Annotated in this window: 12 protein-coding genes; 4 read left to right on the forward strand and 8 right to left on the reverse strand. The window is 75.5% G+C overall.

Annotated elements, in window-relative coordinates; all coding sequences use genetic code 11:
• Positions 1-75: 75 nt before the first annotated feature.
• Positions 76-1,287 (forward strand): hypothetical protein, encoded by a 1,212-nt coding sequence (locus OP18_RS57515; RefSeq protein ID WP_156089743.1) that lies wholly within the window; start codon positions 76-78, stop codon positions 1,285-1,287.
• Between the two features lie 6 nt (positions 1,288-1,293).
• On the opposite strand, the gene OP18_RS24735 is transcribed toward OP18_RS57515, so the two are convergent.
• The gene (locus OP18_RS24735; RefSeq protein ID WP_033361387.1) at positions 1,294-1,515 is read right to left on the reverse strand and encodes a VOC family protein; all 222 of its coding nucleotides are present in this window, start codon (positions 1,513-1,515) and stop codon (positions 1,294-1,296) included.
• On the opposite strand from OP18_RS24735, the gene OP18_RS24740 reads away from it, so the two are divergent.
• Positions 1,514-2,521: a helix-turn-helix transcriptional regulator gene (locus OP18_RS24740; RefSeq protein WP_033361388.1), complete on the forward strand. Its 1,008-nt coding sequence runs from the start codon at positions 1,514-1,516 to the stop codon at positions 2,519-2,521. The genes OP18_RS24735 and OP18_RS24740 overlap by 2 nt on opposite strands.
• Here the strand turns inward: OP18_RS24740 and OP18_RS24745 are convergent.
• Together OP18_RS24745 and OP18_RS24750 are read right to left on the reverse strand one after the other, a co-directional pair.
• Positions 2,518-3,642: an ARPP-2 domain-containing protein gene (locus OP18_RS24745; protein ID WP_033361389.1), complete on the reverse strand. Its 1,125-nt coding sequence runs from the start codon at positions 3,640-3,642 to the stop codon at positions 2,518-2,520. The genes OP18_RS24740 and OP18_RS24745 overlap by 4 nt on opposite strands.
• The gene (locus OP18_RS24750; RefSeq protein WP_033361390.1) at positions 3,639-5,039 is read right to left on the reverse strand and encodes a hypothetical protein; all 1,401 of its coding nucleotides are present in this window, start codon (positions 5,037-5,039) and stop codon (positions 3,639-3,641) included. The genes OP18_RS24745 and OP18_RS24750 overlap by 4 nt, the downstream gene beginning before the upstream one ends.
• A gap of 232 nt (positions 5,040-5,271) precedes the next feature.
• Here OP18_RS24750 and OP18_RS24755 point away from each other — a divergent pair, with 232 nt between their 5' ends.
• Positions 5,272-6,444: an MFS transporter gene (locus OP18_RS24755; protein WP_033361391.1), complete on the forward strand. Its 1,173-nt coding sequence runs from the start codon at positions 5,272-5,274 to the stop codon at positions 6,442-6,444.
• A 13-nt stretch (positions 6,445-6,457) separates the two neighbouring features.
• On the opposite strand, the gene OP18_RS24760 is transcribed toward OP18_RS24755, so the two are convergent.
• Both OP18_RS24760 and OP18_RS24765 read right to left on the reverse strand, forming a co-directional pair.
• Entirely contained in the window at positions 6,458-6,928 is a 471-nt protein-coding gene (locus tag OP18_RS24760) for a 2'-5' RNA ligase family protein (RefSeq protein WP_033361392.1), read from the reverse strand.
• A gap of 1 nt (position 6,929) precedes the next feature.
• Positions 6,930-7,982, reverse strand: coding sequence for a spore photoproduct lyase family protein (locus OP18_RS24765; RefSeq protein ID WP_245635510.1), 1,053 nt, complete (start codon positions 7,980-7,982; stop codon positions 6,930-6,932).
• A gap of 352 nt (positions 7,983-8,334) precedes the next feature.
• On the opposite strand from OP18_RS24765, the gene OP18_RS24770 reads away from it, so the two are divergent.
• Positions 8,335-9,072 (forward strand): carbohydrate-binding protein, encoded by a 738-nt coding sequence (locus OP18_RS24770; protein ID WP_033361394.1) that lies wholly within the window; start codon positions 8,335-8,337, stop codon positions 9,070-9,072.
• 43 nt (positions 9,073-9,115) lie between these two features.
• On the opposite strand, the gene OP18_RS24775 is transcribed toward OP18_RS24770, so the two are convergent.
• From OP18_RS24775 to OP18_RS24785, 3 genes are all read right to left on the reverse strand, one after another.
• Complete coding sequence (locus tag OP18_RS24775; protein ID WP_052387255.1) at positions 9,116-9,952, reverse strand: PrsW family glutamic-type intramembrane protease; 837 nt, start codon at positions 9,950-9,952, stop codon at positions 9,116-9,118.
• Between the two features lie 110 nt (positions 9,953-10,062).
• Entirely contained in the window at positions 10,063-13,188 is a 3,126-nt protein-coding gene (locus tag OP18_RS24780; protein WP_033361395.1) for a CHAT domain-containing protein, read from the reverse strand.
• Positions 13,178-13,705, reverse strand: a complete 528-nt coding sequence (locus OP18_RS24785; protein ID WP_156089744.1) for a hypothetical protein — start codon at positions 13,703-13,705, stop codon at positions 13,178-13,180. Before OP18_RS24785 ends, OP18_RS24780 begins: the two co-directional genes overlap by 11 nt.
• Positions 13,706-13,707: the final 2 nt, after the last annotated feature.

Consider the following 13,707-nt stretch of genomic DNA (forward strand, 5'->3'; position numbering starts at 1 on the left):
GTCTCAGGGCCGCCGGTCTCAGGGCCGCCGGTCTCAGGGCCGCCGGTCTCGGAAACGCCCGGCCGGCGGGGGCGGTTGGGGCTGATCCTCGCCGCCGCCGGGCTGACCCTGCTCGTCGTGCTGGGCACCGTCGTCACCGTCAGGCTCTCCCGGTCCGGTGGGAGCGGCTCGCCGGTGGCGGTGCAGGACGCCGATCCGTCCGGGGCGGGCAGCGAGGCCGGTGGCGGGTCGGCGGCGCCGAACGGTGGGCGGGACGCCGCGTCGCCGCTGCCGAGCGCGTCGGTGCCGCCCGCCCAGCTCAAGCCCGGGTTCCGGCTGAACGCGGGGCAGGCGCTGCGGTCGCCGAACGGCAAGTACACGCTGACGCAGCAGCCGGACGGGAACCTTGTCCTGGCCGACGAGGCGAAGCAGGTGCGCTGGTCGTCGCAGACGCCGGGCAACTCGGGTGCCTATGCCAGCTTCAATCGCGACGGTGATTTCGTCGTGTACGGCAAGAGCGGCGCCGTCCTGTGGCGCAGCGCCACCGGGGGGAAGGGGGCGCTGGTCGAGGTCCACGACGACGGCACGGCCGTGGTGGTGCAGGCCGGCCGGCAGGAGGTGTGGTCGAGCCAGGCGGAGCGCAGCCGGCTGTACGCGGGGCAGGCGCTGATCGCCGGGCAGCAGCGGCGCAGCGCCGACGGGCGGTTCACGCTCGCCCAGTACGCCGACGGCAACCTCGTGGTGGTCAACGCCGACAAGAAGGTCATCTGGAGCGCGCAGACCAGTGGTCACGCGGGGGCGTCGACGCAGATGCAGAACGACGGCAACCTCGTCGTGTACGGCACGGACAAGCAGCCGCTGTGGTCGTCGGGCACGTACGGCACGTCCGGCGTGGCGGCCGTGGTCAACGCCGACGGCAACGTCGCGCTCACCGCCGCCGGGAAGATCCTGTGGGGCACCGCGACCCACGGCGTGAGCAGGCTGACCGTCGGGCAGCGGATGCTCGGCGGGCAGTCCCGCACGGCGGCGAAGGGCGGCTACACGCTGCTGCAGCAGCCCGACGGCAACCTGGTGCTGCGCAACTCGGCGAAGACCGTCGTGTGGAGCAGCGGCACGAGCGGGCACCCCGGCGCGTCGACCAGGATGCAGACCGACGGCAACCTGGTGATCTACGACGCCAAGGGCACCGCGCTGTGGAGCACGAAGACGTACGGCAAGGCCGCGACCTTCCTGCTGGTCCAGGACGACGCGTCGGCCGTGCTGTACACGGCGGCCAACAAACCGGTCTGGACCAGCAAGACGGCGTGAGGCGGCTCAGCCGGTGACGTCGAGGACCCAGGTGACGCCGAAGCGGTCCTTGAGCATCCCGTACAGCGGCGACCAGCCGGCCGGGGCCAGGTCCTGCACGACGGTCGCGCCCTGCGACAGGCCCTTCCAGTACGCGGTGATCTCGTCGCCGTCCGTGCCGCGGACCGACACGAAGACCGGCTTGTCGCCGGCGTCGTAGGACTGGGCGCCGGGCACGTCGTAGGCCATGCCGAAGACCTCCGCCCGGCTGCTCGCCCTGCTGTCGCTGCTGCAGGCCCGCCGTGACTGGCCGGGGACGCTGCTGGCCGAGCGCCTCGACGTCAGCCTGCGCACGGTCCGCCGCGACGTCGACCGGCTGCGCGAGCTCGGCTACCCGATCGCCGCGGTCAAGGGCCCGGACGGCGGGTACCGGCTCGGCGCCGGCGCCGACCTGCCGCCGCTGCTGTTCGACGACGAGCAGGCCGTCGCCGTCACCGTCGCCCTGCAGGTGGCCGCCACCACCCCCGGCAACGGCCTGGCCGAGGCGGCGGCCCGGGCGCTGACCACGATCCGGCAGGTCATGCCGGCCCGGCTGCGGCGCCGCGTCGACGGTCTACGGGTCACCGCCGTGCAGCGCCCCACCAGCCGGCCGGCCGCCCCGGTCGACGGCGGCACGCTGCTGGCGATCAGCGCCGCCGTGCACGCCCGGGAGGTGCTGCGCTTCGACTACGGCGACCGCGACCGGCCGCCCCGCCGCGCCGAGCCGCACCACGTCGTCACCTGGGACGGCCGCTGGTACGTGGTCGCCTGGGACCTCGACCGCGACGCGTGGAGCGTGTTCCGGGCCGACCGGATGGCGCCGCGCACCCCGAACGGCCCCCGGTTCCGGCCCCGCCCGCTGCCCGCGGACGACGTGGCCACGTACGTCATCGCCACGTTCCGCGGCTCCACCGACGGCGCGTGGCCCTGCCAGGGCACCGTGCTGCTCGACCTGCCGGCCGCCACGGTGGCCCGCTACACCCGCGACGGTGTCGTGGAGGACCTCGGCCCGGACCGCTGCCGGCTCACCCTCGGCTCGTGGTCGTGGCCGAGCCTCGCCGCCGCGGTCGCCCGGTACGACGCCGACATCGAGGTGGTCGGCCCGGACGCGCTGACGGACGCCTTCGCCCACCTCGCCGCCCGCTGCACCAGAGCCGTCGCCGCGGCAGGAACCGTGCGCCGGCCCGCGGGCACCGCGGCGGGCACCGTGAGCTAGCGGCGGGCGGCGGCCCGGCAGGCGTCGAGGATGTCGGGGCGCAGCAGGTGGCCGAAGCCGGCCCGGTCCAGCCGCAGCACCAGGCCGCGCCGGTCGGTGCCGAGCGCCGCGGCGGTCGCGTCCAGGTCCCAGCCGGTCGCGGCGAGCCGGGACAGCAGGTGCCCGCGGCGGGTCTGCGCCGCTGACAGCCGGAACGTCTTGAGGTATGCGACGGTGCCGTCCTCGTCGGTGATGACCTCGCCGATGTGGTTGTCCGTCGCCGGGTCGAACGGGGGCAGGAAGCGCGACAGCGTGTAGCGGCCCATCCGGTACACCGGCCGGCTCGTCGCGGACGTCACCGTGAGCATGGTGCCGTCGTGGAACGCCGCCCACTCGGCCGCGGCCCGGGTCAGCTGCGACTGCAGTTCGTCCACAGTGGACACCACGGCGGCGTCCAGCGGCTGCCGGAGGTCCGGCGCGGCGGGGAACAGCGACGCGTACTGGTACAGCAGCTCGCCGTAGAGGTCGCGCAGCAGCGTCGGGTGCAGGGCGCGGTAGTCGTCGGGGTGCGGCACGACGAACGCGGCGGTGAGCGCGTCGGCGAGGTAGAGCACCACGCCGCACTGGGTGGGGTGGATCTCGAAGACGCGCAGGGCGTCGTCGAGGCCGGTGATCGCCGCGCCCGCGTACGCCTCCTCGACCCGCGGTGACAGGCCCTGCGTGACGGCCCGGTGGGTCCACTCCTGCCAGGCGATCGGCGGCCCGCCGAACTGCAGGTCCAGGAAGCCTTCCAGGGCCAGGTGCAGCGGCAGGAACCGCAGCCGGCGGCGGTCCTCGCGGCGGGCCATGCGGCGGCGGAACCGCAGCCCGATCGCCCGCGGCAGGCCCGGCTCGCGCGGGTCGACGAGCTGGGTGCCGTACGCGGCCGCGGGTGAGCCGTCCGCGGTCCACGTCGCCACGAACGCGTGCGGCACGTAGGCGACGTACGACTCGCGCGCCGAAAGCTCCACAATGGACAGCTCGTCCTCGTCGTGCAGGCGGGCGTGCAGGCGCAGCCCGGTGATCGGCGCGTCGCGCAGCAGCGGCACGAGCCGGACCGCGCCCCAGGTCTGCGCGGGGCCGGTCCGCAGGCCGGTGATCATCGCAGGAACCCTTCCACCAGGTCGTCGAGGTACGCGCGCAGCTGCGCGAAGGTCGCCGTGCCGGCGGCGAACCGGGCCAGCTCGACCAGAGCGGGGGCGTCCTCGGCGTCGCGGATCCCGACCGTCGGCACCGCCGGGGCGAGCCGGCGCACGTCGAACGTGTCGGCGTCGTACACCGGGTTGAGGTGCACGACCGAGGTCCGACCTTCGGGATCCAGGCGCTCCCGCCACACCCGCAGCACCTCCGCGGCCTGCCCGGGCGGCGCGTTGTCCCAGCCGTCGGAGACCACGACGAGCCGGTCCGGGCGCCGCCGCAGCCCGTCGAGGAGCCGCTGCCCGAGCGGGGTCGCGCCGACCGGGTGCACGAGCAGCGGGTCGCCGGTGTGCGTGAGCCACACCGTGTGGTGCCGGCCGGCGAGGGCCTCCAGCAGGTAGTGCATGGCGAGCGCGACGGCGAGGGGCCGGCGCCGCTTCACGCCGGAGCCGGAGGAGGAGTAGCTGTCGTCGAGCACGCCGACGACGGTGCCCCAGGTGCCCGCCCGGCGACCGGCGGCGCGGCGGGCGGCCGCGCGCAGCGCCGCGGTCAGCTCCTCACGGCGGCGGGCCCGCTCCGGCCGGGGCAGGGACAGCACGTACACGGCGAGACGGGTCAGCGGGGTGCGGTGCAGGTCCGCCTCGACGCCGGTGGCGCGCTGCAGCCGCAGCCGCTCGAGGGCGGTGAGCTGCCCGCCGGCGCGGGCCAGCAGCCGGGCCCGGTCGATGCGGTGCCGGGCGGCGAAGCCCTCCGCGACCGTGTACGGCAGCTCGTAGACCGCGCGCTGGTCGTAGTGCGCGCGCCGCCACGCCTCCAGGATCGGCGTGGTGTACCGCTTGGGCCGCCGCCAGTCGAACAGCACGGCGCCTATCTCGTCGGGCAGCCGCAGGTGCGTGTGGCGGGCGGCGCCGGCGAGGTGGCGGCGGTACTTGACGGCGTCGAAGGCGAGGTCGGGCCGGCCCGCGACCCAGTCCCGCACGATCGCGCGGGTGCGCCGGTTGTTGACGCCCTCGGCCCGCAGGGCGCGCAGCAGCCGGTACACACGCTGCGGGGGCAACGACCGGAGCCTGGCCGCGATCAGCGCGCCCTCGAGCTTGCGCCGCGGCAGGGGGACGTCCTGCGCGGTGCGCAGCAGGTTGAGCACGACGAGCCCGGCGTTGAGGTCGTTGACGGCCAGCGCCAGGGTGGCGGCGTAGAGCTCGCGGTAGTTCACCAGCACGTACTCGTGCAGGAACGCCAGCGACAGCCGCTGCCGCTCGGCGCCGGTGTGGAACTCCCGCTGGCCGGTGGCGGTGACGGCGGCGTTGACGAACATGACGAGGTCCTCGCACGCGACCCGCTCGGCCAGCCCTGCGAACTCCACGGGCCATCACCCTCCACGTTGAGGGCCGGTCGGGGAGCTCGACGCGCGAACTGCGAAGCATCGCTTCAGAGGCGGGTTCCGGAAGTCGCACGGACAGTCCCGCGACCGGCCGCCGCCAGCATATCGACGCGGTCCCCCACCCGCACCCGCCTTTCCCGCGGGTGAATTGGTCCTCTTTCCGGGTGCGACTACGGCACTGTTTCAGGGACCGCTGCGTTCGTACGGTCAAGGCATGACGACCCTGACCGCGCCCCGGCGGCGGCTGCTCAGCCGGCCGCTGCTGCTGGTGTCCGCGACCGACCTGCTCGGCCTGGCCGCCTTCTACACGCTGCTGCCGGCGGTGCCCGCGGCCGTCGCCGCCTCCGGTGCCGGTGGGGCCGCCGCCGGGCTCACCACCGGCGTGCTCATGGCCGCCACGGTCGCCGCGGAGCTGGCACTGCCGCGGGTGGTGGCCAGGTTCGGCTACCGGGCCGTCGTCGCCGCCGGCCTCGTGCTGCTGGGTCTGCCGGCACTCGCCCTCACCGTCACCACCGACCTGGCCATAGTGCTGGTGGTGTGCGCGCTGCGCGGCGCCGGCGTCGCGACGATCTTCGTGGTGTGCGGCGCGTGGTCGGCGCACCTCGTCCCGCCGGACCGCCGCGGCGAGGGCCTGGGCGTGGTGGGGGTCGTCGCCGGGATCCCCGCCGTGGTGGGTATGCCGGCGGGACTGTGGCTGGCGCAGCACTTCGGTCATCCGGCCGTGTTCGTGACGGGGGCGGCGCTCGCCCTGGCGGGCCTGGCGGCGCTACCGCCGCTGCCCGGCGCCGACGGCCGCGACACCGGTGGCCCGGCCGGCGCCGGCGGGATGGTCCGGGCGCTGCGGGAGCCGGCGCTGACCCGGCCCGCGCTCGTGTTCGGCGCCGCCGCCACCCTCGCCGGTGTGGTGGCCACGTTCCTGCCGGCCGTCCTGCCGCGGGCGGGCGCCGGTCTCGTCGCCGCCGCGCTGCTGGTGCAGGCGCTCGCGGGCACCGTGACCCGCTGGTGGGCCGGCCGGGCCGGCGACCGGCACGGCCCGCGGCGGCTCCTCACGCCCGCGATGCTGGCCACCGCCGCCGGCCTCGCCGCGCTGGCCGTCGCGGCCCACCCGGCGGCCGTCCTGACCGCCGCCGCGGTGTTCGGCGCCGGGTTCGGCGCGCTGCAGACCGCGAGCCTGACCGTCATGCTCGACGCGGTGCCGCCGGCCCGGTACGGCACCGTCACCGCCGTGTGGAGCGTCGCCTACGACGCGGGCCTCGGCGCCGGCGCGGCCGGCTTCGGCGTCCTCGCCGCGGTGACCGGCTACCCGGCCGGGCTCGCCGTCGCCGCCGGGCTCGCCGTGACCACCCTCGCGGTCCTGCGCCGGCCGGTCAGCCGGGCAGCGCGGTGACCGTGCGGGTCGGTCAGCCGGGCAGGCCGGTGACGGTGCGGGTCCGCGTGTCGTAGCTGCGGGCCGCGGTGAACCGGCCGCGCACCGGCCGGACGTCGCCGAGCTCCCGCAGCGCCCGGTCCCGCTGCGACGGCCGGACGTTCAGGGCGAGGCTCACGTGCGGCAGCCACTCCCCCGGCCCCGGCCACGCGTCATCCAGCGCCGACCAGCACGCGGCGTGCACGGCTCGCAGCCCGTCCGTGGCCGCGACCTCCAGTACCAGCGCCCGACCGAGGAACCGGACCGGCCCGACCTCCGCCAGCAGCGGCAGCGGCAGCGGCAGCGCGACGTCCAGGGCCGGCGCGGTCACGACCGTGAGATGGGGCCGGTTCGTCGGGTGCGGGTGCCCGGCCAGGCTCGGCAGCCCCGCGTCCCGCAGCCGCCGCCACAGCGCCCGGACGTGCGCGTCGAGCCGGTCGTCGGGCAGCAGTTCGACGGTACGCACCTCAGAACGCGTACCGGACGTGGCAGTACGGGGTGCGCCGCCCGATCAGGTCCAGCAGCGCGGCGACGTAGCGGCCCTTGCTGCCGGTGCGGTAGCGCACGTTGACGAACCCGTTCTCGGAGCGTTTCGCCTGCTGCAGGTCCGGCCGCCACAGCAGCTGCTCGGCCTTCGGGTGCCAGCCGAGGTTCACCTCGTGCAGGTCCCGGTTGTGGGTGAGGAAGATGACCTCCGCGGCCAGCTGCGCCTTCGCGGCCGCGCCGATGCCGGCGTCGAGCTGGTCGAGCAGCTCCGCCCAGTCCTCCAGCCAGCCGTCGCGCACCACCACGGGGCTGAGGTTCACGTGCACCTCGTACCCGGCGGCGACGAAGTCGTCGATCGCGGCGATCCGCTCCGCGACCGGCGACGTGCGAATGTCCAGCAGCTTCGCGTCGCGGGCCGGCATGAGCGAGAACCGGATCCGGGTGCGCCCCCGCGGATCCCAGTCCAGGAGGTCCCGGTTGACGTGTTTGGTGGCGAACGACGCCTTCGCGTTCGGCAACTGGCGGAACAGCTCCACCAGGTCCCGCACGTTGTCGCTGAGCCGCGCGTCGACGCTGCAGTCGGAGTTCTCGCCGATGTCGTACACCCACGCGCGCGGGTCGCACTCGTTCGGCGCCGCCTTCACGCCCTGCCGGCCCGCGTGCCGGCGCACGTAGCCGACGATCTTGTCGATGTTCGCGAACACCGTGACCGGGTTGCTGTACCCCTTGTGCCGCGGCACGTAGCAGTACGCGCACGCCATCGCGCACCCGTTCGCCGTCGACGGGGCGATGAAGTCGGCGGAGCGCCCGTTGACCCGCGCCGTGAGCGACTTCTTCACCCCGAGCACGAGCGCCTCGCGCTTGATCCGCACCCACCGGCGCACGTTGGTCTCGTCGCCGTACAGCTCCGGGACCCGGTGGTGGCTCTCCACCTCGACCAGTTCCGCGTCGGGGAACCGGGCCAGCACCTCCCGCCCGCGCGGCAGCTCCGCGGCGGCGGGTTCAAGGTAGATGCGCCGGATGTCCAGAAGCACCGAATTCGTATCCATTCCAGCGGCAACAGTACCTCGCGGTGACCCCGAACCGGTCCACCTGTCGGCTGGCCAACCGGCACCGGGGTCGTTATCTTCGTGGTCCATGACGGCTGCCGACGGAGACCCCGAACCGCTGCGGGTGCCACCGTGGCTGGCCGGCGCCGTGCCGTCCCCCGATCCCGTGGACGCCGCGGGTGTCCGACCACCGCCCGGCGAACCCGGTCCCGCCGCTGCCGCGGCCCCGGACCCGCCGGACGCCACTGCCGCCGGTCCAGGGGACCCGTCTTCGGCGGCGTCCTCACCCGCGTCTCTGCCGGCGGACCCGGCACCGGGCGAAACGGACTGGCCGGCCGTGACGGACCGGGACGGCCGGCACGCCGCCGACGAGCCGTCCCAGCTGCGCGGCGCGCTCGGGCCGTGGCGGTCGCGGCTCGTCGTCGCCGGGGTCGCCACCGCGCTGTCGCTGCTGTCCATCGTGCTCGTGGCGGCGCTCTTCGGCGACGACGAGCCCGCCCGGCGGGCCGCTCCCCCGGCCGGCGCGCCCTCCTGGACCGACGTGTCCATGCCCGGCCCGGCGCCGAGCGACCCGGCACCCTCCTCCGCGTCGCCGGCCGCCTCCCCGTCGCCCGCGGCGTCGCGCACCACGAGCGGCCCGCCCCGCTCCTCCTCGCCGGCGGTCGCGTTCGGCCCGGTCACGTTCGAGGCCGAGGCGCCCGGCAACGCCCTCGGCGGCTCCGCGTGGGTCGACCGGTACCCCGGCGCCTCCGGCGGCTCCATCGTGCGCAACATCGGCGACTGGAACAGCCGCGACGGCGACGGCTTCCTGCGCTTCCAGCACATCAGCGTGCCGGTCGCGGGCACGTACACGCTGCGGCTGTTCCACGTGAACATCGACAACGAGCGCACCCGCACCGTCGTCGTCACCGTCGCCGGCCGCGACCCGCAGCCGGTCACGCTCACCGGCGGCTCCACCTGCTGCACCGGCTCGGCGCTGAAGGTCCAGCTCCGCAAGGGCGACAACAGCATCACCGTGTCCAACCCCGACGGCCACGCCCCGTCCGTCGACCGGATCGTGCTCAGCCTGCCCTGACGGCCCGGCTCCACCACGACCGGCCGTGGACCCCGGCGCGCGTTCAGCCTCCCGCGGCGAGCGGCACCGCGGACACCGGCGCCGGGGCGCCGGCGGGCTCGCCGGTCAGCCGGATCCCGCGGATGCGCCAGAGCAGCCAGCCGACGGAGATGACGCCCAGGACGGCGTACGCGACCGGCGTGTTGAACCCGTCCCACGCCGCGTGCAGGATGACCACCCCGGCGAACGTCCCGCCGAACGCGAGCGCCGTGCGCAGCGCGGGCCGCACCACGAACGCCCACAGCGCCGCGCAGGTCAGGCCCGCCCATGCCGTGTGCCCGGCCGGCGACAGCAACCCCCGCACCAGCAGGATCCGCTCGACCGCCCCGATGCTGCCCCGCGACTGGATGAGCGTCACGAAGGCGTACCCCATCGTCTCCAGCACCGCGAACCCGAGCCCGCACGCCATCCCGATCATCAGCCCGTCGGCGGCCCCGCCCCGCCGCCGCCACGCGACGAGCAGCACCGCGACCGGGACGACCAGCTTCGCCGCCTCCTCGATCAGCCCGACCCCGGCGACGCCGAGCCACGGCAGCGCGCGCATCTCGTCGTACTCGAACCATCCCGCGAACACGATCCCGACCACGCCCCCGACCAGGGCGATGAACCCGAGCAGCCCGCCGGTCACCTCCCACCGCGGGGTCCGCCCGGCCGCGAACGCGAGGAACGTCGCCGGCACGAACGCCGAGCCGAGCAGGATCAACGCCGGGACGAGGTTCGGATTCTCCGTCGCGACGACGGTCACCAGCACCGCGACGTTCAACACCAGCCCGCCCAGCAGCACCGCGACCCAGGCGTGCCGCCCCACCACCCGACGCTCGACCACCCGGCGCTCAACCATGGCGCGAGTATCCCCGGCGTCCCCCCGCCGCGCCACGCCCCCGTGACGGCCGCGCCGCGAGGCCTCGGCTGCCGGCACCGCACGGTGCGTCCGGCAGCCGGCGCCGGAGTTCAGACGTCGAGGCCTCCGAGGACGAAGAGGCCGGCCCAGGTCCGTGGGATGAGCCGGTTGGCGGGGCGGGCGTCGAGCCAGGAGAGTTTCGCCGTCCGCAGCGCCGCGGCGACGCCCGTGTTGCCGGCGAGGGCGGCCCAGAAGGCGCTCATGATCTCGGCGGTCGCTTCGTCGTCGATGGCGTACAGGCTGCCGACGACCGCGTGCGCGCCGCGGGAGAACAGGGCGAGCGGGAAGCCGGCCAGCTCGACGCCGCCGCGGAGGCGGACGCCGGAGTAGCACGAGGCGAGGACACACACGGGCGGGAAGTGCAGGGCCAGCGCCTCGGCGGCGGTGAGGACGTTGCCGTCGGGGAGGCGTTTGGACTGGCCCCAGCCGTGGTCGGGGTCGTCGTCGCCGTGCACGGCCATGGCGAACAGGGCCGGCGCCGGTTCGGTGGGCTCGCGCAGCGCCTCCAGCAGCGGCAGGCGCTCGCTGAGCTCCACCAGATTGTGCAGGTGCAGCCGGAGCGCGTCGAGCTCCGCCTTCGTGTGGGTGAGTTCCTCGGTGTCGTACACCGCGATCGCGTGCGCGTCCATGGTGGCACGCTGGGTGCCGAGCAGGTGGGCCACCGTCGTCAGGGAGGCGTGGACGGTGACGACGGCGACGTCCAGGAGGTGGCGGTCGTCGTCGGCCCGCAGGGCGTCGAAGGCGACGTCGAACAGGCCGGTGGGGATGACCAGGATCCGCAGCGGGTCGGCCCGGGTGCGGCCGCGCAGCAGGTCGAGGAGGGCGGGCGGCAGCAGCGCGTCACGCAGCTGTTCCAGGGTCCGCCAGTACCTGGCGTCGTACCGCGACAGCCGGCTGACCCGGCCCGGCAGTGGCACCACGTCGAACAGGTCGTGCTCGGTGCCGTCGCCGGTGATCCAGGTGAGCCGGCGGTACAGCACGGCGGGCGCGCCGGGCACGTCGAGGATGCTCATCGTGCTCGGCATGAGCTGGAGCAGGACGGTGGTGGTGCCGGACGCGGCGACCCGGCGCACGATCTGCCGGCTGTCGGCGTGGAGCACGCAACGGCCGTCGGACAGGGCGCCGATGATGCCGAGGATCTCGTCGGCCTGCGCGACGCTGGCCTTGCGCCGGGCGCTGATCGCCTCGCTCGCCCGGTGCAGCGCCCGCTGGCCGGAGCCCGGCTCCGCCTCCGGCTCGTCCTGGTCCTCGGCCAGCGTCGGGACCGCGTTGTTGGCCGCGATGATCCGCTCGGCCACCGTCCTGATCTCGGCGGTGATGTCGGGGCGGCCGGCCAGCTCGGTGAGCATGATCCCGACCCGGTCCCGGCGGACGGCCTCCATGATCAGGTCCGCGGCGGCGGGGTCGGCCAGGGCGAGGGCGAGGTCGGCCGCCTCGCGGAACAGGGTCCGGTACCGCACGGTCAGGCGTTCCCGCCCGGCCGGCGTGGAGACGGTGACGAACAGCCCGGCGACCCCTTGTACCGCGGACAGCAGGCGGCTCAGGCGGCGGGCGTCGGCCGTGCCGGGCCGGCCGCACGCCTGCGCCGCGATCTGCCAGGCGCTGACCAGCGCCGTGGTGTCCAGGGACACGCCGTCGACGGCGAGGAGCCCGGTCGCGTCGAGCGCGTCCCGCTCGGCCCTGGCCCACGCGTCGCCGGACCCCGTCCCGGCCGCGTCGGCATGCTCGGCGGTGCGGCGCCACCAGTCGGCCCGCGCCGCCAGCAGCTTGCCCCGGTGGACGGGCAGCGCCTGGGCGAGCAGCTCGTCGAGCTGGCCGAGCACGTCGGGGTCGCCGGGCGCGCACCACCGCGCGGCGTCGACCGCGGCGTTGATCCGCAGCCCGGCCCGCAGCCCTTCCCGGCTCGCCCGCACCGCGGTCCGGGCCGCCGCCAGCCGCTGCGCCGGCTCGCCCTCGTCGGCCTGCAGCCGGGCCCGCATGAGGTCGGTCGCGATCAGGCCGTTGTGCCCATCCAGGCGGTACGCGGCGGCGGCGACGTCGAGCCAGCCGTTGGCGAGCCGCCGGTCCGCCTCCGACCCCCCGGTGCGGCCGGACCGCCACAGCTGGTCGGCCGCGTCGTAGGCGGCGTTGCCGAGCGACAGGCGGCGGCCCCGGATGCCCGCCGTTTCGAGTGCCGCGGCCACGGGCAGGTACGCCTCCGGCGGGGCGCCGGCGGCCGGGGCGCCGGGGGTGCCGGCCACGCTCAGCTCGACCCGCTGGACGAACAGGTCGTAGGCCAGGTCACGGTCGCCGAGGTGGGCGGCGTTGTACGCGGCGATCGACAGCGCCCGCCGGTTGACCAGCTCGTTGCCGGACGTCTCGGCCCAGCGCCGGACCTCCTGCTCGACCCGGCGGAACGTGTCCCGGTCGCCGCGTTTGCGGGCCACGGCCGCGAGCCTGGTGTACGCCTCGAGCGCCAGCGACGGCCGGGTGTCCCGGATCGGGTCGGCGAGCGGCAGCAGCCGGCCCACGTACCGGTCGACCAGCTCGATGTCACCGAGGTTCTCCGCGGTGAGGGTCAGCCACTTCAGCGACCTGATGGCGATCGCCCGGACCAGCTCGTCGCGCGGTTCCGGCCAGGTGACCAGCGTCGCGGCGAACGGGCCGGGCGCGTCCGGCGCCTCGGTGAGCACCTGTTCGGCGGCCTCGCGCAGCAGGTCGACGGCGGCGGTCCACTGCCGCACCGCCTGCAGCGAACGGCCGAGGCGCGTCATGCACCAGCCGAGCAGGAGCGGGTCGTCGAGGTCACGAGCCAGCTCGACCGCCCGGCGCTGGTACGCCACCCGGGTCTCGAGGTCGTCGTGGTGCGGCTCGCCGGGCCTGGGCGGCTGCGCGGACGCGTACGCGCTGACGAGCCCGACGACCCGGCCGTACGCGGCGAACCGGTCGGCGGGGGCGTCACCGGTGTGGGCGAGCAGCCGTTCGGCGGCGACACGGACGACGGCCGGGTTCGGCCGGCCCGGCCGCTTCGCGGGTCCGTCCGTCGCGCCGCCGGCGCGTGGCTCGCGGGTCTGCGAGTCGGCGGACAGGCACACGATCGCCAGCAGCGACTGCCGCTGCGCCGGGTCCGTGGTCGCCTCGGCCGCGGCGAGCACCTCCTCCCACGACCCGGCCGGGACGACACCGTCACCGGACACCGGTCACCCGCACACCGATGACCGGGTTGCCGGTCAGCCCGGCGGCCGGCATGGACCCGGTGAGCTCGACGCCGTCGTCGTCGGGCGAGACCGTCAGCTCGACACTCGCCGAGGCCGGCCCCTCGACCATGAACGCGACGGCGCGCACGCCGGGGCCGGCGAACGCCGGCAGCCACAGCGACACCGTCCACGCCCCGTCGTGCAGCCCGGCGTGCAGCTCCGGCCACGCCTCGAGCCGCTCCGGGGCCCGCCCGACCAGGGCCGTGAACACGGCGCGGTCGTCCACCGGGGTGATGTAGGCGGCCTGACCGCCGCGCACGCCCGCGGCCAGCTGCGCCTGCCAGGTGGCGACGACCTCGGTGAGCTCCTCGTGGGTGAACCGTTCGCTGTTCTTCACCCGCAGCAGCAGGTCGTCGAGGTCGACACGCTCGCCGATGCGGGCGAGGAGCTCCTCGTCGGCCCGCCGGTACCGCTCCTGCACCGCACGGAACTCGTCGTCGCGGATCTGCTCGTCCATGA

Origin of the sequence: Dactylosporangium aurantiacum (assembly GCF_000716715.1) — a bacterium.
Taxonomy (GTDB): domain Bacteria; phylum Actinomycetota; class Actinomycetes; order Mycobacteriales; family Micromonosporaceae; genus Dactylosporangium; species Dactylosporangium aurantiacum.

Coding starts and splice junctions, on each gene's coding strand:
- OP18_RS24755 (WP_033361391.1), top strand. CDS start 5,272: ATGACGACCCTGACCGCGCCCCGGCGGCGGCTGCTCAGCCGGCCGCTG.
- OP18_RS24740 (WP_033361388.1), top strand. CDS start 1,514: ATGCCGAAGACCTCCGCCCGGCTGCTCGCCCTGCTGTCGCTGCTGCAG.
- OP18_RS24785 (WP_156089744.1), bottom strand. CDS start 13,705: ATGGACGAGCAGATCCGCGACGACGAGTTCCGTGCGGTGCAGGAGCGG.
- OP18_RS24775 (WP_052387255.1), bottom strand. CDS start 9,952: ATGGTTGAGCGCCGGGTGGTCGAGCGTCGGGTGGTGGGGCGGCACGCC.
- OP18_RS24735 (WP_033361387.1), bottom strand. CDS start 1,515: ATGGCCTACGACGTGCCCGGCGCCCAGTCCTACGACGCCGGCGACAAG.
- OP18_RS24745 (WP_033361389.1), bottom strand. CDS start 3,642: ATGATCACCGGCCTGCGGACCGGCCCCGCGCAGACCTGGGGCGCGGTC.